The organism is Ruegeria sp. BB6 (genome assembly GCF_056539385.1).
In genome coordinates this window covers 643,027-663,659 of sequence record NZ_JBQFUW010000002.1, presented here as the reverse complement: position 1 = coordinate 663,659, position 20,633 = coordinate 643,027, and the positions used below count along the sequence as shown (strand labels likewise).

The 20,633-nt window shown below is 58.9% G+C and carries 18 protein-coding genes; 11 read left to right on the top strand and 7 right to left on the bottom strand.

Annotation, left to right across the window (positions count from 1 at the left end; genetic code table 11):
* Positions 1-62 precede the first annotated feature (62 nt).
* The 3 genes from ACR0B7_RS07655 (at position 63) to ACR0B7_RS07645 (ending at position 3,576) form a co-directional block, all read left to right on the top strand.
* Positions 63-878, top strand: a complete 816-nt coding sequence (locus ACR0B7_RS07655; protein ID WP_170484006.1) for a TIGR00282 family metallophosphoesterase — start codon at positions 63-65, stop codon at positions 876-878.
* Between the two features lie 80 nt (positions 879-958).
* On the top strand, positions 959-2,737 hold the full coding sequence (locus ACR0B7_RS07650) for an SLC13 family permease (protein WP_170484004.1): 1,779 nt from the start codon (positions 959-961) through the stop codon (positions 2,735-2,737).
* A gap of 98 nt (positions 2,738-2,835) precedes the next feature.
* The gene (locus ACR0B7_RS07645; protein WP_170484002.1) at positions 2,836-3,576 is read left to right on the top strand and encodes a YbaY family lipoprotein; all 741 of its coding nucleotides are present in this window, start codon (positions 2,836-2,838) and stop codon (positions 3,574-3,576) included.
* A 12-nt stretch (positions 3,577-3,588) separates the two neighbouring features.
* Here the strand turns inward: ACR0B7_RS07645 and ACR0B7_RS07640 are convergent, their stop codons facing one another.
* The 4 genes from ACR0B7_RS07640 to ACR0B7_RS07625 all read right to left on the bottom strand — a co-directional run bounded on the left by ACR0B7_RS07640 (position 3,589) and on the right by ACR0B7_RS07625 (position 8,715).
* Positions 3,589-5,250, bottom strand: coding sequence for an FAD-binding dehydrogenase (locus ACR0B7_RS07640; RefSeq protein WP_170484000.1), 1,662 nt, complete (start codon positions 5,248-5,250; stop codon positions 3,589-3,591).
* 11 nt (positions 5,251-5,261) lie between these two features.
* On the bottom strand, positions 5,262-6,119 hold the full coding sequence (locus ACR0B7_RS07635; protein WP_170483998.1) for a bile acid:sodium symporter family protein: 858 nt from the start codon (positions 6,117-6,119) through the stop codon (positions 5,262-5,264).
* Between the two features lie 72 nt (positions 6,120-6,191).
* Positions 6,192-6,926 (bottom strand): glutamine amidotransferase, encoded by a 735-nt coding sequence (locus ACR0B7_RS07630; RefSeq protein ID WP_170483996.1) that lies wholly within the window; start codon positions 6,924-6,926, stop codon positions 6,192-6,194.
* Between the two features lie 16 nt (positions 6,927-6,942).
* The gene (locus ACR0B7_RS07625) at positions 6,943-8,715 is read right to left on the bottom strand and encodes an SLC13 family permease (RefSeq protein WP_170483994.1); all 1,773 of its coding nucleotides are present in this window, start codon (positions 8,713-8,715) and stop codon (positions 6,943-6,945) included.
* A gap of 110 nt (positions 8,716-8,825) precedes the next feature.
* Between ACR0B7_RS07625 and ACR0B7_RS07620 the strand changes: the two genes are divergently transcribed.
* Together ACR0B7_RS07620 and ACR0B7_RS07615 are read left to right on the top strand one after the other, a co-directional pair.
* A complete protein-coding gene (locus ACR0B7_RS07620) occupies positions 8,826-9,566 on the top strand; it encodes a YebC/PmpR family DNA-binding transcriptional regulator (RefSeq protein ID WP_170411159.1) in 741 nt (246 codons plus the stop codon).
* 150 nt (positions 9,567-9,716) lie between these two features.
* The gene (locus ACR0B7_RS07615) at positions 9,717-10,991 is read left to right on the top strand and encodes an MFS transporter (RefSeq protein WP_170483992.1); all 1,275 of its coding nucleotides are present in this window, start codon (positions 9,717-9,719) and stop codon (positions 10,989-10,991) included.
* A 33-nt stretch (positions 10,992-11,024) separates the two neighbouring features.
* On the opposite strand, the gene ACR0B7_RS07610 is transcribed toward ACR0B7_RS07615, so the two are convergent.
* On the bottom strand, positions 11,025-11,885 hold the full coding sequence (locus tag ACR0B7_RS07610) for a LysR family transcriptional regulator ArgP (RefSeq protein ID WP_170576567.1): 861 nt from the start codon (positions 11,883-11,885) through the stop codon (positions 11,025-11,027).
* 85 nt (positions 11,886-11,970) lie between these two features.
* Between ACR0B7_RS07610 and lysE the strand changes: the two genes are divergently transcribed.
* The 6 genes from lysE (at position 11,971) to ACR0B7_RS07580 (ending at position 17,732) form a co-directional block, all read left to right on the top strand.
* Positions 11,971-12,570 (top strand): L-lysine exporter, encoded by a 600-nt coding sequence (gene lysE, locus ACR0B7_RS07605; RefSeq protein ID WP_170483987.1) that lies wholly within the window; start codon positions 11,971-11,973, stop codon positions 12,568-12,570.
* 40 nt (positions 12,571-12,610) lie between these two features.
* Positions 12,611-13,519, top strand: coding sequence for a DMT family transporter (locus ACR0B7_RS07600; protein ID WP_170483985.1), 909 nt, complete (start codon positions 12,611-12,613; stop codon positions 13,517-13,519).
* 88 nt (positions 13,520-13,607) lie between these two features.
* The gene (betI, locus tag ACR0B7_RS07595; protein ID WP_170411144.1) at positions 13,608-14,180 is read left to right on the top strand and encodes a choline-binding transcriptional repressor BetI; all 573 of its coding nucleotides are present in this window, start codon (positions 13,608-13,610) and stop codon (positions 14,178-14,180) included.
* Entirely contained in the window at positions 14,177-15,685 is a 1,509-nt protein-coding gene (gene betC, locus ACR0B7_RS07590; RefSeq protein WP_170483983.1) for a choline-sulfatase, read from the top strand. The genes betI and betC overlap by 4 nt, the downstream gene beginning before the upstream one ends.
* Positions 15,686-15,755: 70 nt before the next feature.
* On the top strand, positions 15,756-17,414 hold the full coding sequence (betA, locus tag ACR0B7_RS07585) for a choline dehydrogenase (RefSeq protein ID WP_170483981.1): 1,659 nt from the start codon (positions 15,756-15,758) through the stop codon (positions 17,412-17,414).
* Between the two features lie 78 nt (positions 17,415-17,492).
* Positions 17,493-17,732, top strand: a complete 240-nt coding sequence (locus ACR0B7_RS07580) for an HP1242/YdcH family protein (RefSeq protein WP_170483979.1) — start codon at positions 17,493-17,495, stop codon at positions 17,730-17,732.
* Between the two features lie 75 nt (positions 17,733-17,807).
* Here ACR0B7_RS07580 and ACR0B7_RS07575 read toward each other — a convergent pair whose 3' ends face one another.
* Positions 17,808-19,208 carry a helix-turn-helix transcriptional regulator gene (locus ACR0B7_RS07575; RefSeq protein WP_170384510.1) on the bottom strand — a complete coding sequence of 467 codons (1,401 nt, stop codon included), beginning with the start codon at positions 19,206-19,208 and terminating at the stop codon, positions 17,808-17,810.
* A gap of 65 nt (positions 19,209-19,273) precedes the next feature.
* Positions 19,274-20,479, bottom strand: a complete 1,206-nt coding sequence (locus ACR0B7_RS07570) for a multidrug effflux MFS transporter (protein WP_170483976.1) — start codon at positions 20,477-20,479, stop codon at positions 19,274-19,276.
* Positions 20,480-20,633 lie beyond the last annotated feature (154 nt).

Below are 20,633 nucleotides of genomic sequence, written 5' to 3'. Positions count from 1 at the left end.
TAAGTTTATAGCGCCAGTTTAACCACTTGTGCTTGACGGATGCCACACTTAGGACGGTTTGAATGAGAATACTGTTTTTGGGTGACGTAATGGGCCGGGCGGGACGCGCGGCCATTCAGCAGCATCTGCCGCGTCTGCGTGACGAATGGCGGCTGGATTTTGTCGTGGTCAATGGTGAGAACGCCTCGAACGGGATGGGGCTGAGCGGGGATCACGCCAAGCTGCTGCTGGATGCGGGCGCGGATTGCCTGACGCTGGGCGATCATGCGTTCGACCAGAAGGACATGCTGCAGTTCATCGAAAATGAGCCGCGCATTGTGCGCCCCGTAAATTTTGCCAAAGGCGCACCGGGGCGGGGGCATCGCCTGTATACCGCGCCGGGTGGACGCAAGGTGCTGGTGGTGCAGGTGCTGGGGCAGGTGTTCATGAAACGGCCCTTTGATGATCCGTTTTCGGCCATCGAGCCGATCCTGAAGTCCCATCCGCTTGGTGGGCAGGCTCAGGCGATCATCGTCGACATGCATTGCGAGGCGACCTCGGAAAAAATGGCGATGGGTCACTACTGTGACAAACGCGCCAGCCTTGTGGTGGGCACGCATACGCATGTGCCAACGGCGGACGCGCAGATTCTTCCGGGCGGCACGGCCTATTTGACCGATGCGGGTATGTGCGGGGACTACGACTCGGTGATCGGCATGGACAAGGTGGAACCCATGCGCCGCTTTATCACCGGAATGCCCAAGGCAAGATTCACCCCAGCCAATGGTGAAGCGACGCTCAGCGGCGTGTTTGTCGAGACCGATGATCAGAACGGGCAGGCGAAATCTGTCCAAATGGTACGCGTTGGCGGGCGGTTACAGCAGGCGGGGCCGCAGTAAGGCTTGCTCTGACCCGCGCAATGCGGGAAACTGCTTGCCGGGCGCGTTTGCCAAGCCAGGGTTCGGACAGAATACCAAGAATGCATTTCCTCCAACTGACAGAAACAGGAAGCGCGATACTAGCGCTGTTGGTCGTCGCAGGCATGTTCGTCATGTTCCTGCGAGAGGTCTACCCGACCGAGGTCGTCGCCATCGGCGGCGTGGCCGTGATGCTGGTGACAGGCATCCTTCCGTACCAAAGCGCCTTGGCCGTGCTGTCAAACCCTGCGCCTTGGACCATTGCCGCGATGTTCATCATCATGGGGGCGTTGGTGCGGACCGGAGCGTTGGACGCGTTCACATCGACCGCACAGAAACAGGCGCAGGTGAACCCGCGTATCGCTATCGGATTGCTCATGGCCTTCGTGGTGCTGGCGTCGGCGGTTGTGTCGAACACGCCCGTCGTTGTCGTGATGATCCCGGTATTTGTGCAGATAGCGCGGACACTTAACGTCCCGGCCTCGAAACTGCTGATCCCGCTGAGCTATGCGGCCATTCTGGGTGGAACGCTGACCCTGATCGGCACCTCGACCAACCTTTTGGTGGACGGTGTGGCCCGGTCGCAGGGCATGACTCCGTTCACGATATTCGAGGTCACGCCGCTGGGTATCGCGCTGGTGATCTATGGCATGGTGTATCTGCGATTTGTCGCGCCACGTTTGCTGCCCGAGCGGGACAGCATGGCGTCGCTTCTAAGCGACAGGTCCAAAATGAAGTTCTTCACCGAGGCGGTCATCCCCCCGGAAAGCAACCTGATCGGTCGGGAAGTCACCGGCGTTCAGCTTTTCAAACGGCCCGGAGTGCGCCTGATCGACGTCATCCGCGGCGACGAATCGCTGCGTCGGAACCTCAAGGGGGTCCAGTTGAAATTGGGTGATCGCGTGGTTCTGCGTACCCAAATGACCGAGTTGCTAAGTCTACAGCGCAACAAGGAACTGAAGCGCGTGGATCAGGTTTCTGCTGTTGAGACCAAAACGGTCGAGGTGCTGATTACTCCGGGCTGCCGCATGGTTGGGCGCACGCTGGGCGCGATGCGCTTGCGGCGGCGCTATGGTGTTTATGTGCTTGCGGTGCACCGCCGGAACCAGAATATCGGGCGGCAACTGGATGAGCTTGTGGTGCGGGTAGGTGATACCCTGCTGCTGGAAGGGTCGCCCGAGGATATTCAGCGGCTTGCGGCTGATATGGACATGGTCGATGTCACGCAGCCCTCTGCCCGTGCGTTCCGTCGCAGCCATGCGCCGATTGCGATCGGCGCGCTTGCAGGTATCGTTGTGCTGGCCGCGCTGGGCGTTGCTCCGATTTTGCTGTTGTCGATTCTTGCCGTCGCTGTGGTTCTGCTGACACGGTGTATCGACGCGGACGAGGCGTTTTCTTTTGTCGAAGGCCGCTTGTTGGCGCTGATCTTTTCCATGCTGGCCATTGGTGCCGCGTTGGACAAATCGGGCGCTGTTTCGCTGATCGTCGAAGCCATTGCGCCGGGGCTAAGCGCGCTACCGCCTTTCCTGATCATCTGGGCCGTATATCTGCTGACCTCGGTGCTGACCGAACTGGTGTCCAACAATGCGGTTGCGGTCGTCGTAACGCCCATCGCCATTGGGTTGGCGCAGGCTGTTGGAATTGACCCGCGCCCGCTTGTCGTTGCGGTTATGGTCGCGGCCTCGGCGTCGTTCGCTACGCCGATCGGGTATCAGACCAACATGATGGTTTATGGTCCGGGCGGGTACAGATTCGTCGACTTCATGAAGGTGGGTATCCCGTTGAACCTGACCGTGGGCTTGTTGGCGTCGCTTCTGATCCCGCTGATCTGGCCTCTGTAGCATCGGCGCATAACCGCTGGTTTTCCGGCGAAGTCCTTGTAAAATCGACCTCTATTACAATCTTTGTAGAAAGTGATTTTGCAGGAAGGAGCAAACGTATGCTCAAACTCGGATCTTCTGCCCTGGCCGTTGTCGCCATGTCCACGGTTCTGGGGGGCGTCGCAAGCGCCGGAACAATTGAAGGCACAGCCACCTATCGCGAGCGTATCGCGGTTCCGCCTGATGCGACCCTGTTGGTCCAGTTGCAGGATGTTTCGCGCGCCGATGCGCCGTCGGTAACGCTGTCCTCAAAACGCTATGCACTGACCGGAGTGCCCGCCCAATTCGAGCTGAGCTATGACGACGCGCTGATCCGCGACGGAACGCGGTATGTCGTGCGCGGGTCGATCTTTCAGGGGGATAAACTGCTGTTCACCACGGATACGGCCTATCCGGTTCTAACGAATGGTGGGGGAAGCTCGACCGATCTGGTTCTGGTTCAGGCCCAGCCACAGGGGGTTGCCACGTTAGAGAACACAAAGTGGATGGCGACCGGGCTGAACGGCAAGCCGTTCGAGACAGAAAAGCGCCCGGAACTGAACTTTGCCGAAGGCGGGGCGTTTTCAGGCAGCAGCGGCTGCAACCGGTTCACGGGTCAGGCCGAGATCACCGGCAGTCAGATTGATTTCCCGGACAATATGGCCGCGACCCTGATGGCATGCCCGCCGCCGTTGGATGAGATTGAGCGAGAGTTCCTCAAGGCTCTGTCAGTCGTGACGGCCTATGCGTTCAAAGGGGACACACTTGTACTGTTGGACAGCGCAGGGCAGGCCGTCATCCAGTTCGCGCGGGCGACTTGATAGCCGGGGCCGTCAGGCGACGGCCCGAGAGCGCCCGGCGTTACGGCCTGAGAAAATGCAGCCCCCTAGGAACGTGCCTTCCAGCGCATTGTACCCGTGGTAGCCTCCACCCCCGAACCCGGCGACCTCTCCGGCGGCAAAAAGGCCGGGGACGACTTGACCGTCGGCTCCGATCATCTGGCTGTCGAGGTTCGTTTGCAAACCGCCCAGAGTTTTGCGGGTCAGAATGTGCAGCTTGACCGCAATCAGAGGCCCGTTGGCCGGGTCAAGAAACTTGTGCGGTTTGGCGGTGCGGATCAGGCGGTCGCCGCGATAGTTGCGCGCCGCCAGAATCGCCGCCATCTGCGCATCTTTGGTGAACGGATTGTCGATCTGCGAGTCCCGCGCTTCGATCTGGGCGCGCAGATGCGCTTCGTCGATCAGGCCGCCGCCCATCTGGTTCATGCCGCTGACCAGCTCGGTCAGTGTGTTGGCGACGATAAAGTCCTCACCGTGTTCCTTGAATGCCTCAACCGGGGCTGTGGCCTTCGAGCCGGTCAATATGCGCTGCAACAGCACTTCGCGCCATCCGCCTTCGGTCATGTCCGGGTTTTGCTCAGACCCCGAAAGGGCGAATTCCTTTTTGATCACCTTCTGGGTCAGAACAAACCAACTGTATTCATACCCGGTTTTCAGGATTTCCTTCAGCGTTCCCAGCGTGTCAAACCCCGGCAGGCTAGGGGGTTTCATCCGGTTTCCACGTGCATCAAACCACATCGAACTTGGGCCGGGCAGGATGCGAATTCCGTGGGACGGCCAGATCGGGTTCCAGTTTCGCACGCCTTCGGTGTAGTGCCACATTCGGTCGCCGTTGATCACATGTCCGCCAGCCTTTTCGCTGATCGCGATCATGCGGCCGTCAACATGAAAGGGCACACCCGCAACCATATCTTTCGGTGGTTCCCCCAACCGGTCGCGGGGCCAGTTCTTGCGGACCATCTCAAAATTACCGCCGATCCCGCCAGAGCTGACGATGACGGACGGGGCATAGATTTCAAACTCTCCAACTTCATCGCGGTTGGTTTTGGCACCGTGTTGAGCGGTGTCATCGGCTAACACCTCGCCCGAGACACCTTTGGCGCATCCGTTCTGCATGATGATGTGGCTGACCTGATGGCGGAACTTCATCTCGATCAGACCGGCGTCGACATGTTCCTGCACACGGCGGATAAAGTGTTCCAGAACGCCCGGACCGGTGCCCCATGTGATGTGGAACCGGGGAACCGAGTTTCCGTGACCATCCGCATAAGACCCGCCGCGCTCTGCCCAGCCGACGATCGGGAACCAACGCAAACCCATGTCATGCAGCCAAGGGCGCATTTCCCCGGCGGCGAACTCGACATAGGCTTCGGCCCATTTGCGCGGCCAGGCGTCATCGTCCCGGTCGAACTGGGCGCTGCCCAGCCAATCTCTCATGGCCAGTTCGTGACTGTCGCGGATTCCCATCCGGCGCTGTTCGGGCGTGTCGACCATGAACAGCCCGCCAAGGCTCCAAAACGCTTGTCCGCCAAGAAAATGTTGCGGCTCCTGATCCAGTACGATCACCTTCTTGCCGCGATCCCCCAGTTCGGCTGCGGCGGCCAGACCAGCCAGACCAGCCCCTACAACAATGGCGTCAGCAGTATTGTTGGACATGAAAACTCCTCTCAGCGGCGGCGGAACCAAAGGATCAGGGGAAGGGCAACCGCGTACATCGTTATCCCGTAAACGGCGGATGGAAGTGCAAGCGGACTAAACCCGCTTTCCGTGCCTGTAATTAACGCGGCCAGTGTTATTCCCAAGGTCGAGTTCTGAATGCCGGTTTCGATTGAGACCGTCTTACTCTCATTCCACGACAGGTTAGCGGCGCGCGCCAAGCCAAGACCAATCAGCAGCAAGGCGATATTCAGCGTGATCAAGCCCGCGCCCATTATACTGAGATTGTCCACGAACAACTGCCAGTTACCTGCAAGCGCGGCAATGACGATCAGGACAAACAAGATCGTGGCCAGTTTAGACAACGGGGCGTCGACACGATTGGCGAACCCGGTTGCGAAATGTCGGATACTCACACCGATGGCGACGGGCAGTGTGGTGATCAGGAACAGGGCGATGGCCAACCCGGTGATCGAGACTTCGGGCGCGTCCTCTCCCATGAAGTGGGCGATGGACCACGCGGCCAGAATGGGAACGGTCAGCATGGACAGAAGGCTGATGACCGCCGTCAGGCTGACCGATAAGGCGACGTCACCCTTGGCCAGTTTGGACAGGATATTGCTTGTGACCCCGCCGGGGCAAAAGCTGAGAAGCATAAAGCCGACTGCGATTTCCGGCGGCAAGGCAAACAGCTTTACCGTCGCAAAGGCTGCAACGGGCAGCAGGATGACCTGCGAAATGGCCCCGATCGCAAAAGGGTAGCCCCTGCTTAGAACACGGCGAAAATCGGCGACTTCCAGCCCGATGCCCAACGACAGCATGATGATGGCCAGCGACAGGGGCAGGCCGACATTTATTATGAGATCCAAGAACAACTCCTCCCAAAGCTGTTCCGGGCAGCCTATGCGAGGGGCGCGCGATCAGGCAATAGCGCCGTAGGGTCATCCGTACCGTTGTGCAAACCGCCGCAGGATTTCGCGCGGCTGGGTGACGTCCGCCGCATGGCAGATGTCGATCAGGCGCTGGGCATCTTCGGGCGGGAAATAGCCGTGATGCTTATAGATATTGATCCGTTCTTCAAAGTCGCGCGCGTCGGCTTCGGGGTGGAACTGAGTGGCATATACGTTCTGACCCCAACGGATCATCTGAAACGGGCAGGGGTCCGAGGCCAACAGGTGCACGCAACCTTCGGGCAAGGATTGAACAGCTTCCTTGTGGCCGACAAAGGCGTCAAAGTTTGGCTCTAGACCCGAGGTCAGCGGGTCCTGCATTCCGTCTTCCGTTAGGCGGCAAGTGGATGGGCCGACGGGTTCGCCGAAGCGATCCTTGCTGACCTCTCCGCCCAGATGGGCCGCTAGAATCCCCAGACCGTAGCAGCACCCCATAAATGGGTGATCCTGTGCGGTGATCTGGGGCATCAGCCCCATGATCGCCGCCTCAACCCGCGCGTCGACCGCCGATTTTGTCGCCGGATCGTCACTGACGCAACCGGGGCCACCGCCGACAATCACGCCTGCATAGTCCGTCACGTCCAACCCCTCGGGCAGGTCTTCTCGGTCCAGCCGGAAACGGTGCGTTTGGTCGGGCGTCAGTCCCGTCTTGTCCAGAATCGAGGCATATTCAGCGTCCGATGCATCGGTTTCAGGGCGCAGTTGCAGGATCAGAAATCGTTTCATACGCAGCCTTTACCCGTCACAGCGGCCAGAACACAAGGATTGCCGGGACCGAAACCGCAACGATCAGAATTTCCAGCGGCAACCCCATGCGCCAGTAGTCACCAAAGCGATACCCGCCGGGACCCAGCACCAACGTGTTGTTCTTATGTCCGATCGGCGTGAGGAACGCGGCCGAGGCTGCTACGGCGACAGTCATCAGGAACGGGTCGGGTGAAACCTCAAGCGTGCGGGCCATCTGGATGCCAACAGGGGCCGCGACGATCGCCGTTGCCGTGTTGTTCAGCACATCCGATAGGGTCATCGTGACGACCATCAGCACCGTCAGGATAGCCCATGCGGGCATTCCGTCGGTAAGTTGGAGCAGCCCGTTTGCGATCAGTTCCGTACCGCCAGAGGTTTCGAGCGCGCTGCCTAACGGGATCATCGACCCCAATAGAACGACCACGGGCCATTCGATATGGTTGTAGAGATCGGCAATGGGCATGATCTTGGTCAGAACGTAAGCAACGACCACCAGTCCCAGCGCAATCGGAAGGTAGATCAGCCCGACACTGGCCGCAATCACGGCAGCAGCAAACAGACCAATCGCAAGCCAGGCCTTGTCATTGGCGGTGACGTTCAATCCGCGTTCCGCCAAGGGCAGGCATCCCAGCCATTCGGTGACATCCGCACTCCGGTCGCGGGGGCAGAGCAGCAATAGGATATCACCGGCTTCGACTTCGGTCTTCCGAACCTGCTCGGTGATCCGGCGTCCCTGGCGCGAGATACCCATCAGAACCGTGCTTTGACGCCAAGCCAAGCCCAACCCTTGCGCAGTGCGCCCGGTGATGCGCGCGCTCTCGGTGGCGACGACCTCGATCACTTCCAGCCCGTCGCCTTCGGCCGTCAGCAACTCCTGCCGCCGCGTGTCCGAGAAGTTCAGGTTCAGCGCGGCACGGAATTCGTCCAGCGCCTCGGGTCGGGCCTCCAGCACAAGCGCGTCGCCTTCGTGCAGGGTCGCGTGCGCCGACCGGCCGTACCGCCGTTTGCCATCCCGGATCAGGCCGATGATGGCGACGTCCGACTTTTCTGCTGCCTCGTACAGCTCGCTGACCCGTTTGCCGATATGGGCCGAGTCCGGCGGGATCGTCAGTTCGGCAATGTACTCGGCCAACACCTCTGTGCTTTCTTCTTGCGGGCCGCGATTGGGGATCAGCCGCCAGCCAACCAACGAGACAAAAGCCAGGCCCGCAATGGCCGCCAAGCCGCCAACCGGGGCGAAATCGAACATATGGAACGGCTCGCCCAGAGTCTCAGCGCGGATCGAGGCAATGATGATGTTGGGAGGTGTGCCGATCAGCGTGGCCATACCGCCCAGAATGGTCGCAAAGCTGAGCGGCATTAGCGTCTGCCCGACGGACCGCCCCGCTTTGCGCGCGGTCTGAATGTCGACCGGCATCAGAAGGGCCAACGCTGCCACGTTGTTCATGAACGCTGACAGGACAGCCCCGATTCCGCCCATCAAGGCGATATGCGCACCAAGGCCGCGCGACGCATCGACCAAAGTGCGCGTGATCATGAACACGGCACCCGACCGCACCAGCCCGGCGGACACAACAAGAACCAGCGCCACGATAATCGTGGCCGGGTGGCCAAACCCGGCAAAGGCGTTGTCCACCGGAACGACTCCGAGAACGACGCCAATCAACAGGGCCGAAAACGCCACAAGGTCGTAGCGGTAGCGCCCCCACAGCAGCATTCCAAATACAGTGGCAAAAAGGGCAAAAAGAATAATCTGATCTGTCGTCATGCCGACACCATACCCGCAAGGGACCACCCCGCAAGCCGCTCTCTTGATCCCGAGGCCCGCAAACGTCTATATGAGCGCCGAATACGCAATCACTATCACGAGGACGCATCATGGCAGGCCACTCCAAATGGGCCAATATCCAGCACCGCAAGGGACGTCAGGACGCCGCGCGGTCCAAACTGTTTTCCAAGCTGTCGAAAGAGATCACCGTCGCCGCAAAGATGGGCGACCCCGATCCCGACAAGAACCCGCGCCTGCGTCTGGCCGTTAAGGAAGCCAAGTCGAACTCGGTCCCCAAGGACGTGATCGACCGCGCGATCAAGAAATCTGTCGCAGGTGAAGGCGACGAGTACGAAGAAATCCGGTACGAGGGCTATGGCCCGAACGGTGTGGCCGTGATCGTCGAGACGATGACCGACAACCGGAACCGGACCGCGTCGACCGTGCGCTCGACCTTCTCGAAGAATGGCGGAAACCTTGGCGAGACTGGCTCGGTCGGGTTCATGTTTGAGCGCAAGGGCGAAGTTGTTTACCCCGCGACCGTAGGCGACGCTGATACCGTGTTTGAAGCGGCGATCGAGGCGGGTGCCGAAGATGTCGAAAGCTCGGACGAGGGTCACATCATCTGGTGCGCCGATACCGATCTGAATGACGTGTCCAACGCATTGGAAGCCGCACTGGGCGAGACCGAGTCGACCAAGCTGGTCTGGAAACCCACTACGACCACCGAACTGGGTCTGGACGACATGCAAAAGCTGATGAAGCTGGTGGATGCGCTGGAAGACGACGATGACGTACAGCGCGTAACGACCAATTTCGAGGCTTCGGACGAGGTTATGGCTCAGCTCTGATCCGACCTGCAAGACCTTTCAAGAACCCGGCCTTTGGCCGGGTTTTTTGTTTGCTTGGCCGGTTGCGCCATACCCGGTAAGCTGCGTTGAAACGCAATCATCCCAAGGCGGATTTCCAAGGCCGCTCAGGGTCTTCACACGAACGAGTGCATGACGAAAAGCTCCTCGGACGCCGCGAAAAGAAACATACCTGTTCTGGCCGGGCAGAGTATTTTGTCTCAGGTTGCGTGGACCTTGGGCAGCCCTTCCATCGTTTTACCGTTTCTGGCGGTCTCGCTGGAACTGCCGATGTTTGTCGCGGGTGCGCTGGTATCGGTGCGGATGTGCGGCAGTATGATTTCCGACGTGTTCCTGGCGCAGCCGATTTCTGCGCGGCAACGCAAAAAGCGTGGCATTGCCATGACGGAAATCGCAATCGGGGCGTGTCTTGTCATGGCGCTGGCGATCGCTGCGACAGGTATTGTTCCGTTGATAGCCTTGGCCTTTGTTTCAGCGTTCTTTCTGATCGGCCTGATCGAAGAAATTCAGTCGCTGATGTACACGGATCTTCTGGGCGACCATCTGCAGTCCAAGTCCCGGATGGTCATGCACTATCTGCAGCTTGGCGTCGGAGGGTTGGGCGCCATAGGGCTGGCGCTGCTGGTGCACGAGGTCACGAAGGAAAACCCGCCATTTTCGCGCCATTCCGCAATTATCGCGGTGTCGGTGGCTTTCTTTGTCCTATCTGGCCTGTCCATTCTGGCAATGGCCGAGGGCGATTCCATCCGCGAGGAAGTCGACAAAGAAAAACCAGCACAACAGAGGAAGTTCATTGAGAATTTCACGGATATTGCTGCGATGTTCAGTGAGGCGTGGTTCCGCCGCTATCTTGTCATGCGCTTGCCTCTTGTCGCGGTTTCCCTTTCTGTCCCGTTCTTTGCCTTGATCGCAGCCGAGGCGCATCACACGTCCGCCAAGGGCTTGACCGCAATGATCGTCTCATCGGCATCGGGCTACCTTGTATCGGCCCCGTTGTGGCAGCTGGTGAACATGAAATCGCATCGCACCGTCATGGTGGCGGGAAATCTGTTGGTGGCCCTGACAGGTGCCGCGCTGTTGTCTGTCCACTATTTAGGGATGGATCACGACGTTCACTTGCACGCCGTTGCTCTGTTCATTGTTACCGTGGCCGTTACGGGCATCAGTGGCGCGCGCAAGCTTTATTTTCTTGATGTTGCGCCCAAGGATCAGCGGGTGAAAGGTGCCGCTGCGATCAAGAGCATCTGTCGAATTTCCGGGGTTATCCTTTCGGCCGCCCTAGCTGGGGTCGCCCATATGCACGAAGTAGCCTGGGCGATCTTGTTTATCGTGATCGTCAGCCTGTTCGCAGCCATCGCGTGTTTCCGTGTTGCCATCCCGCAGGACAAGGCACCGGTTCAGTCCTAACCATCGCCTTCGCTGACGGGCAGCAGCGCGCTTTCAGCACATCCAAGAACCGCGGTGGTCAATGGTTTCAGCGGGGGCCAGAATACGCCCGACCTGCCACGTAAGCGGGACATCCAGCGGTGCGTCAGGTACGAGGACGCCTAGCCTGCCGTCCGACAAGGCAGGCTCGACCAAGCCAACCGGGTTCATACCCCAACCTAGTCCGGCGATTGCCGCGTCGACGAACCCCTGCGACGAAGGCAAAAAGTGAGAAGGCGGCGAAATTCGGCGGCCTGTCTGCTGCGCGATCCATGCTTTTTGCAGGCCGTCCTTGCGGTTGAAGGTCAGGCATGGCGCGCGGCTCAGGCTGGATTCGTTGACTCCGTCCGGGAACCATTCACGCAGGAATTCCGGGCTGGCCGTGGGCAGATACCTTAGTGCGCCAATGGCAACGGAATCGCACCCCGCAACAGGTTGCCCTCCAACGGTTATTGCCGCGCTGACTTCTCCGCGCCGCAGCCATTCGGCCGAATAGTCCTGATCGTCGATGACCAGATCAAAAAGCAGACCCTCAGCTTCTGCCATTGCCGAGATGAACCACGTCGCAAGACTGTCTGCGGGCACGGCTATACGAACCCGAGCTGGGCCAGAGTCTTGATCCAGCGTCAGTTCGCGGGCGAGTTTTGCCTCGAGCAAGCCGATATCTTCGGCATGTTGCGCAATACGCAGGCCCGCAGGCGTTGCAGTGCAAGGTGTGCCGCGATTGATCAGGGCTGCACCGACGCGATCCTCCAGCGCTTTGATGCGCTGCGAAATGGCTGACGGCGTTACCGAAAGGTCCGAGGCCGCCGCCTCAAAGCTGCCGTGACGCAGAATGGCGGACAAAGCGGTCAGGTGATTGGGGTCGAGTATCATTAGTCAAACTTAACTGAGGTCAACATCTTTAATTTGATAGGGCGCTGTGTTGGGCGTAGTCAACGTGACAAATGCAGGAGGTTCCATGTCCACATCCCTGATCGCTGGCTTTGCGCTTGGCTTTAGTCTGATCCTTGCCATCGGTGCGCAGAATGCCTTTGTTCTGCGTCAGGGATTGCGGCAGCAGCACGTATTGCCTGTGTGCCTGACCTGCGCGGTCTCGGACGCTGTCTTGATCGCAGCGGGGGTTGCCGGGTTCGGGACTTTGGCGCAGGCAGCGCCTTGGTTTGAAACGCTCATGCGCTATGGCGGCGCGCTTTTTCTGACATGGTACGGGCTGCGCAGCTTGAACTCTGCTTGGAAGGGCGGAGCCGCGATGCGGGTCGATCAGGGCCACAGCGCAAGCCTGAGATCGGTGCTGGCTACGGTACTTGCGTTTACCTGGCTTAATCCGCACGTCTATCTGGATACCGTGGTGCTGATCGGCTCAATTTCCGCTCAGTACGAGGACCGGTTGGCATTTGCATTGGGGGCGATGCTGTCCAGTTTCGTGTTCTTCTTTTCTCTGGGATTCGGCGCAAAAGCGTTGTCGCCGATATTTGCGCGACCAAGGGCGTGGCAGGCGCTGGACGTGGTGATTGGGGTGGTCATGCTGGCGATCGCGGCAAAGCTTTTGGCGATGTAACGGCTTGTCCCCGCCGGCAATTCGGTGTTGAACCGTTAACATGTCAACTTTAGCCGCCCCCTATCGCCCCGTCGCGGGCATGTTCTGGATGTTTTCCGCCGGGTTGTCGTTTGTCGTTATGACAGCGCTGGTCAAGTCGCTGGGATCAACCGTGCATCCCATTCAAGCGGCGTTTTTGAGGTTCGCGTTTGGGCTGATCTTTTTGTTGCCTGCGCTGCGGCTGATCGTAACGACTCATTTTACCCGCAGGCACCTGGTTCTGTTCGGAGTGCGCGGAGTCGTCCACGCTGTCGCGGTCATGCTGTGGTTCTTTTCGATGACCCAGATTCCCTTGGCCGAGGTTACAGCGATGAACTACATGACCCCGGTCTACATCACTCTGGGCGCGGTGCTGTTTCTGGGCGAAAAGCTGGCGTTTCGTCGAATAGCGGCGATTTGCGTTGCTTTGATAGGGGTTGCCATCGTCCTGCGACCCGGGTTCCGCGAAATATCAGCTGGGCATTTGACGATGCTGTTTACTTCACTGATGCTGGGAGCTTCGTATCTTTTAGCCAAAACCCTTGTGCGGGATTTGCCGCCGTCTGTTGTGGTTGCTCATATGTCGATCTGGGTAACGGTTGCGCTTATTCCGTTCGCTGCTGCGGTCTGGGAACCGCTCAGTGTGTATGATCTGGCAATTCTGTTCCTCGTCGCCAGTTTCGCGACCCTAGGCCACTATTTCATGACCCTCGCGCTGCAGGCTGCGCCAGTGGCCGTCACGCAGCCGGTCACCTTCCTACAGTTGATCTGGGCCACACTGGTTGGAGCGCTGGTGTTCCACGAAAGCGTGGACATCTGGGTTGTCGCCGGCGGCACTCTGATTCTATCGGCGGTCAGTTTTATCGCATGGCGCGAAGCTGTACTGAACCGAAGCAGCTTGACGACCCCCAGTATCGCGCCCAAACTTTAGCTGTTTCGCACGCGAGAAAACGTTATTGATTGACGAGTCAATAAAAACCCCCTAGCTTTTTTGCACCAGTAGCAGGTGAGGGGTCGTGATGCCGAAACTCGGAATGGAGCCAATCCGTCGTGACGCGATTGTTAAGGCAACGATCGCCGAGCTTGGGGCGAAAAAATCTCTCGACGTGACCGTCAGCCAGATCGCGAAACGCGCCGGGATGTCCAGTGCGTTGGCGCATCACTATTTCGGTGGGAAAGACCAGATTTTTCTGGCTGCCATGCGTCGTATCCTGTCAGACTTCGGGGCCGAGGCCCGCGATGAGCTTAAGGCTGCTGCCCCGAATGAACGCGCGCAGGCCATCATCAGATCATGTTTTGCGCCGTCTTGCTTCACGCCGGACGTGATTGCCGCGTGGATGACCTTTTATGTGCTGGCCCAGACAAACGACGATGCGCTGCGCCTTTGGCAAATCTATCAGTCGCGTATCCGGTCGAACCTGATTTTCGCCCTGCGTCCAATGCTTGCTGATCCTGTCGAGGCGGCTGAAAACATGATTGCGCTGATTGACGGCCTTTACATCCGCGCCGCGCTGAGCGCCCCGGAAGAGCCGCAACTGGCCGTCAATCATGCCATCCGGGTGCTCAACACCTTCCTTGAGGCTGAAAAATGACACAACCAAACATTCTGATCCTGATGGTGGATCAGTTGAACGGGACCCTCTTTCCAGACGGTCCCGCTGACTGGCTTCATGCTCCGAACCTAAAAAAGCTGGCTGAGCGTTCAACTCGATTTGCCAATGCCTATACGGCTTCGCCTTTGTGCGCGCCGGGGCGGGCCAGTTTCATGTCTGGCCAGTTGCCCTCTCGGACAGGCGTTTACGACAACGCGGCTGAGTTCCGTAGTGACATCCCGACTTACGCGCATCATCTGCGCCGGGCTGGGTATTACACCTGTCTGTCTGGCAAGATGCATTTCGTCGGGCCTGATCAGCTGCACGGGTTCGAGGACCGCCTGACCACCGATATCTACCCGGCCGATTTCGGCTGGACCCCGGATTATCGCAAGCCAGGTGAGCGGATCGACTGGTGGTATCACAACATGGGATCGGTGACGGGTGCAGGCGTGGCCGAAATCTCGAACCAGATGGAATATGACGACGAGGTCGCCTACAACGCCAAGGCCAAGCTGTATGATCTGGCACGTGGCAAAGATGAGCGTCCTTGGTGCGTAACCGTCAGTTTTACTCACCCGCACGACCCATATGTGGCGCGACGCAAATACTGGGACCTGTACGAAGATTGCGAGCATCTGCTGCCAGAGGTTGCCGACCTCGGCTACGACAATCAAGATCCGCACTCCAAACGGATTTTTGATGCAAACGACTGGCACAGTTTTGACATCACCGAGGAAGACATACGCAAGTCACGGCGCGCTTACTTCGCGAATATCTCGTATCTAGACGATAAAATCGGCGAGATTCTCGAGGTGCTGGAAACGACCCGCCAAGAGGCAATTATCCTGTTCGTGTCCGATCACGGCGACATGCTGGGCGAACGGGGTTTGTGGTTCAAGATGACCTTCTTTGAGGGCTCATCGCGTGTGCCGCTTATGATTTCAGCCCCTGACCTTCCGGTGGGGCGAATTGATACGCCTGTTTCAACCATCGACGTGACCCCTACGCTGGGCGCGCTGGCAGGTGTCGATATGGCCGAGATCGCGCCGTGGACCGATGGGTCGGACCTTGTGCCACTGGCCAAGGGTGCTGAACGCACCGCCCCCGTTGCAATGGAATACGCGGCCGAGGCGTCTTATGCCCCGTTGGTTTCGCTGCGTTATGGCAAGTGGAAGTACAACCGCTGTGCGCTGGACCCCGATCAGCTTTTCGACCTTGAGGCCGACCCGCACGAGTTGGAGAACCTCGCGGACAAGCCCGAGCACGCAGGCACCCTGCAAACTCTGCGTGCCAAGTCCGAGGCACGCTGGGATCTGGACAGCTTTGACGCGGACGTCCGCGCAAGCCAGGCCCGCCGTTGGGTTGTGTACGAGGCGCTGCGGCAGGGGGGCTATTACCCGTGGGATTACCAGCCGCTGCAAAAGGCATCCGAGCGCTACATGCGCAACCACATGGATCTGAACATCGTCGAGGAAAGTCAGCGCTTCCCGCGCGGCGAATAACCTTTTGACCGTTTGAACACTCCCGACCGGAGCCTTGGGAATTGGCGCGGCGGGGCAAGGAGTCGTAATTATGGAAGCAGATTTCGTCATCGTCGGCGCAGGTTCCGCAGGCTGCGCGATGGCATATCGACTAAGCGAGGCCGGAGCCTCGGTTCTGGTGATCGAACATGGCGGCACGGATGTTGGACCTTTCATCCAGATGCCAGCGGCGCTGAGCTATCCGATGAATATGTCTCGCTACGACTGGGGTTATGAGTCCGAACCTGAGCAGTATCTCAACAACCGTCGTCTGGCTTGTCCGCGCGGTAAGGTGATCGGTGGGTCGTCTTCGATCAACGGGATGGTCTATGTGCGCGGCCACGCTCGTGATTTCGACACATGGGCCGAGATGGGGGCTGACGGGTGGTCCTATGCAGATGTGCTGCCATATTACAAACGTATGGAGACATGGCACGATGGCGGTCACGGTGGAGACACCGCGTGGCGTGGCACGGATGGTCCGCTGCACGTATCTCGCGGACCGCGCGCGAACCCGCTTTTTCAGGCTTTCGTCGATGCGGGGCAGCAGGCGGGCTACGAAGTCACAGGCGATTATAACGGCGAAAAGCAGGAAGGCTTTGGCCCGATGGAGCAGACCGTCTGGAAAGGACGGCGCTGGTCGGCGGCCAATGCCTATCTGAAGCCTGCGCTCAAGCGCGAAAACTGCGATATCGTGCGTGGTCTGGCCTCAAGGGTCGTGATCGAGGACGGACGGGCAACCGGGGTCGAACTGATCCGAGGCGGCAAGAAAGAGATCATCCGTGCCCGTCGCGAAGTGGTGTTGGCAGCATCGTCGATCAACTCGCCCAAGCTGCTGATGTTGTCCGGCATCGGCCCCGCAGCGCAACTGGCAGAGCATGGGATCGAAGTCATTGCGGACCGGCCGGGCGTAGGGGCAAACCTGCAGGACCATCTTGAGCTTTATATCCAGCAGGCGTCATTGAAGCCTATCACGCTTTACAAGCATTGGAATCTGGTCAGCAAAGGTCTGATCGGAGCGCAATGGCTGTTCACCAAAACCGGTCTGGGCGCGTCGAACCAGTTTGAAAGCGCCGCGTTCATCCGGTCGAAGCCGGGCGTCGAGTACCCCGATATTCAGTACCATTTCCTGCCCATCGCCGTGCGGTATGACGGTCAGGCAGCGGCCGAGGGGCACGGATTCCAGGCGCATGTGGGGCCGATGCGGTCTCCGTCGCGCGGGTCGGTCACGCTGCGTTCAAACCGGTCAGAGGACGCGCCGGTAATCCAATTCAACTACATGAGCCACGAGCAGGACTGGGACGACTTCCGCACCTGCATTCGGTTGACGCGCGAGATTTTCGGTCAGGAGGCATTCAAGCCCTTTGCCGGAAAGGAAATCCAGCCCGGGGCGGGCCTTCAGACCGATGAGGAATTGAACGGCTTTATCGCTGAGCACGCCGAAAGCGCGTATCACCCCTGTGGTACCTGTCGGATGGGGCGTGCGGATGACAAGATGGCGGTGGTTGACCCCGAAGGCCGAGTGATCGGTGTAGGCGGTCTGCGTGTAGCGGACAGTTCGGTTTTCCCTCAGATTACGAACGGAAACCTGAATGCCCCGTCGATTATGGTTGGGGAAAAGGTGTCGGACCATCTGTTGGGCAAAGACCCATTGCCCAAGGCGAATGACCGTCCTTGGATTCATCCTCAATGGGCTTCTGAGCAGCGCTGATTTGATCCGCGTCAAAGAGGGGAGTGGGAAAAACTTATAGACCTGAATCGCAACGACATATTTAAGGAGCGAACAGGAATGTCCCACACCCCGCACGAGCTGGCCGAAGAGTTTCCAGAAAAAGTCGAGCTGATGAGCCAGCTCAAGCAGACGGACGCTCATTTTGCGCGACTGGCAGAGGAGTATCACGAGATCAACCGCGTCGTGCATCGCGCGGAAACGAACATTGAGCCCATGGAAGATTTGGCTGAGGGTGAACTGCGCAAAAAGCGCGCGGCCTTGAAGGACGAGATCTGGGCGATCTTGTCTAAGGGCTGAGAAAAAGGGGCGGGGGCTCTGCCCCCGTCGCGGCAGGCCGCGACTCCCCCGGGATATTTTCACGCCAGGTGAAGATCAGGTGACTTCATAGGGCAGCGTGCCGCGCGTATGCGCGTCTATGGAAAGTCGTCTTTCGAGTGGTGGCACCGACCGCTGGTGGCAGTTCTGCCGTTCGCAGATGCGGCAAGAGATGCCGATAGGTTCATAGGCGCTGTCGTTGTTGATATCCAGATTGTCCGCGTAAACCAGCGCCTCGGCGTGTCTTACTTCGCACCCAAGGGCAATGGCGTAGCGGCGCACCGGTGCCCCAAATGAGCCGCCGGATTTGGATACGTCCCGAGCCAATGAGATGTATTGAACACCGTCAGGGGTTTCAGCAAGCTGCCTGAGGAAGTGGCCCGGTGTTTCAAACGCGCGGTGGACATTCCAGAGGGGACACGCCCCTCCGAACCGGGCGAATTGCAGGCGTGTTGCAGAGTGACGCTTGGTGATCGTCCCGGCTTGATCCACGCGCACGAAGAAAAAGGGAATTCCTTTGGCGCCCGGGCGTTGCAGCGTAGAGAGGCGGTGTGCGACTTGTTCAATTGATGCGCCGAACCGGTTACTCAGCAATTCCAGATCGTGCCGGTATTCCTGTGCCGCAGCTAGGAACGCGCTGTATGGCATCAGTGAAGCGCCTGCGAAATAATTTGCCAACCCGATCTTGGCGATGGAACGGGCTTCTTCGCTTTGAAACTTGGCGAAATCCAGCGTGGCTTCGAGTAGTTTATCCTGTTCGATCAACGCGACTTGCAGCAGAAGTTGAAAGACCTGTGTCTGAGGCGTAGTCCGCGACGAAAGGAACAGCGTTTTACTGTCCGCGTCGTATTTGCGTGTCGCCTCGATGTCCGGGAACTGTACGCGGATACCGCGTTGGCCAAGGCTGTCTATTGCCGCTGTGCGTATGCTGCTGGCGTCCTGAGCGCGGCTCGAGAACCTCTCGGCTGCGCGATCGACGGCGTCGATGTAGTTGTCGCAATAGTGAAAGAAGTCGCGCACTTCTTCCCACGGGCTTGCCTGAATCTGCGCGTCCTCTCGGCCCAATGCTTCGTCCAGTGACGCCAGCCTTTCGTGGGTTTGGCGGTAGGTGCGATGCAGAGCAATGAACGCGCGGGCCAGCGCAGGGGCGTTCGACGCCGTAAGGCGCAGGTCCGCAAGGGGTGGAATGGCGTCATCAAAGACGGGATCGGCCAGAGCCTCGCGCATGTCAGACACCAGTCGTTCGCTATCGCCGGTGCTGAGTTCGGTGACGTCCATGCCAAACTCTTGCGCCAGCGCCAGGACAACCGTTGTCGAGATCGGACGGTTGTTGTTCTCCATCTGGTTCAGATAGGGCAGGGATACGCCCAGCTTGGCTGCGAATTCCTTTTGGGTTAGAGCCAGCCGGGTGCGCATTTCGCGCAGTTTCGCTCCTGCGTACAGCTTTTGGGTCGCCATCGCGTGCCTTTGCAACTTTTCCGTTGCGCCAAGCTAACTTTGCAAATCCTTGGGCGCAAGTCGCGTCAAAGGCCCAAGGCCCGCTCGCGCCGAATAACCGAGGCAATTGCGCATACAGCCAGAACCGCGGTTGCCAGCATCAACCAAAGCAGGGGCATTGCACCGGTTTCGTGGGTTAGCAGCGTTCCGGCAAGGGCGCTGAGCCCGGCGCCTCCGCCAAGCATGATTGCCCCGCTCAGGCCCGATGCTGTGGCCGCGAGGTGGGGGCGCACGGACAAAGCTCCAGAGGTTGCGTTCGGGATGGTCATGCCGTTTCCAACGCCAACGAACGTCATGAAACCGAAAAAGCTAAGGGCGGTTCCGAGGCCGGCAAGGAACACTAGTGCTGACAGTACGACGCCAGCGGCGTTCAATATACATCCCCACAGAACCATACGGTTTATACCAAACCGGACAGAGTAGCGGCCGCTGACGAAGTTGCCCACAAAGTACCCGATCGCAGGGGCGCCGAAATATATGCCAACCTCGGATGCACTTAGGCCGAACAGCTCTGTGCCTATGAACGGGGCACCGCCCAGATAGGCGAAAAATGCGCCGGATGACAGCGCCGATGACAGGGAATAGCCCCAGAACCGTGGGGACATCAGTAGTTCGGGATATTCCCGGAATTGCTGGCCCAATGTCTTGCCGCTTTTGGCTGCTGTTTCGCCAAAATCCATGTAAATAAGCAGCAGTGTGAGTACGCCGAGCGCGAAGGGCAGCCAGAAGTTTGCCTTCCATCCAAAGCTCTCCTCCAGCATTCCGCCGATGGCTGGTCCGATCATCGGGACGACGGCCATTCCCATCGTGACATAGCCGATCATCGAGGCGGCCTGGTCTTGATCGTAAAGGTCGCGGACCGCAGCCCGGCTTAGGACCATCCCAACAACGATGACCGCCTGGCACATCCTGAAGGCCAAAAAGACCTGTACGTTCGGGGCGTAGATGCTTCCGAGGGTCGCAAGCAGAAACAGCACAAGCCCCCAGAGAAGAACGGGCCTGCGCCCGGCTTTGTCCGCAATCGGACCTATGAGAATTTGAAGGACCGCGTTGACCAGAAGGTAAAGGGCGATCGACAGTTGCATGACCTTGTAGTCGGCATCGAAATACAGGGCCATATTCGGCAAGCTGGGCAGGAACAGGTTCAGGCTAAGCGCAGACAGCCCCGACAGTAGGACAAGCGTGGCAATTGAGGGGGGCGAGCGTCGCGCCTGGGATGAGCTAAACTGCATGGTTCATGTGTATAAAGGGCCTGTTTGCAATTACCATCCGACTTGCTGGTTTCTGTCTGAGATTAGCAAGTTTACAATTTCCCATAAGATTATTGCCAAAGATTTGCAAATTTGCCGAAAGTCGCTTTGGTCCAGGGGGTGATGCGTATAATGT

Bases quoted from the DNA above. Each gene is read 5' to 3' on its own strand.
- ACR0B7_RS07570 (WP_170483976.1), bottom strand. From the start codon at position 20,479: ATGCAGTTTAGCTCATCCCAGGCGCGACGCTCGCCCCCCTCAATTGCC.
- ACR0B7_RS07630 (WP_170483996.1), bottom strand. From the start codon at position 6,926: ATGAAACGATTTCTGATCCTGCAACTGCGCCCTGAAACCGATGCATCG.
- ACR0B7_RS07650 (WP_170484004.1), top strand. From the start codon at position 959: ATGCATTTCCTCCAACTGACAGAAACAGGAAGCGCGATACTAGCGCTG.
- ACR0B7_RS07575 (WP_170384510.1), bottom strand. From the start codon at position 19,208: ATGGCGACCCAAAAGCTGTACGCAGGAGCGAAACTGCGCGAAATGCGC.
- ACR0B7_RS07625 (WP_170483994.1), bottom strand. From the start codon at position 8,715: ATGACGACAGATCAGATTATTCTTTTTGCCCTTTTTGCCACTGTATTT.
- lysE (WP_170483987.1), top strand. From the start codon at position 11,971: ATGTCCACATCCCTGATCGCTGGCTTTGCGCTTGGCTTTAGTCTGATC.
- ACR0B7_RS07610 (WP_170576567.1), bottom strand. From the start codon at position 11,885: ATGATACTCGACCCCAATCACCTGACCGCTTTGTCCGCCATTCTGCGT.
- ACR0B7_RS07655 (WP_170484006.1), top strand. From the start codon at position 63: ATGAGAATACTGTTTTTGGGTGACGTAATGGGCCGGGCGGGACGCGCG.
- ACR0B7_RS07580 (WP_170483979.1), top strand. From the start codon at position 17,493: ATGTCCCACACCCCGCACGAGCTGGCCGAAGAGTTTCCAGAAAAAGTC.
- ACR0B7_RS07645 (WP_170484002.1), top strand. From the start codon at position 2,836: ATGCTCAAACTCGGATCTTCTGCCCTGGCCGTTGTCGCCATGTCCACG.
- betI (WP_170411144.1), top strand. From the start codon at position 13,608: ATGCCGAAACTCGGAATGGAGCCAATCCGTCGTGACGCGATTGTTAAG.
- ACR0B7_RS07620 (WP_170411159.1), top strand. From the start codon at position 8,826: ATGGCAGGCCACTCCAAATGGGCCAATATCCAGCACCGCAAGGGACGT.
- ACR0B7_RS07615 (WP_170483992.1), top strand. From the start codon at position 9,717: ATGACGAAAAGCTCCTCGGACGCCGCGAAAAGAAACATACCTGTTCTG.
- betA (WP_170483981.1), top strand. From the start codon at position 15,756: ATGGAAGCAGATTTCGTCATCGTCGGCGCAGGTTCCGCAGGCTGCGCG.
- ACR0B7_RS07600 (WP_170483985.1), top strand. From the start codon at position 12,611: ATGTCAACTTTAGCCGCCCCCTATCGCCCCGTCGCGGGCATGTTCTGG.
- betC (WP_170483983.1), top strand. From the start codon at position 14,177: ATGACACAACCAAACATTCTGATCCTGATGGTGGATCAGTTGAACGGG.
- ACR0B7_RS07640 (WP_170484000.1), bottom strand. From the start codon at position 5,250: ATGTCCAACAATACTGCTGACGCCATTGTTGTAGGGGCTGGTCTGGCT.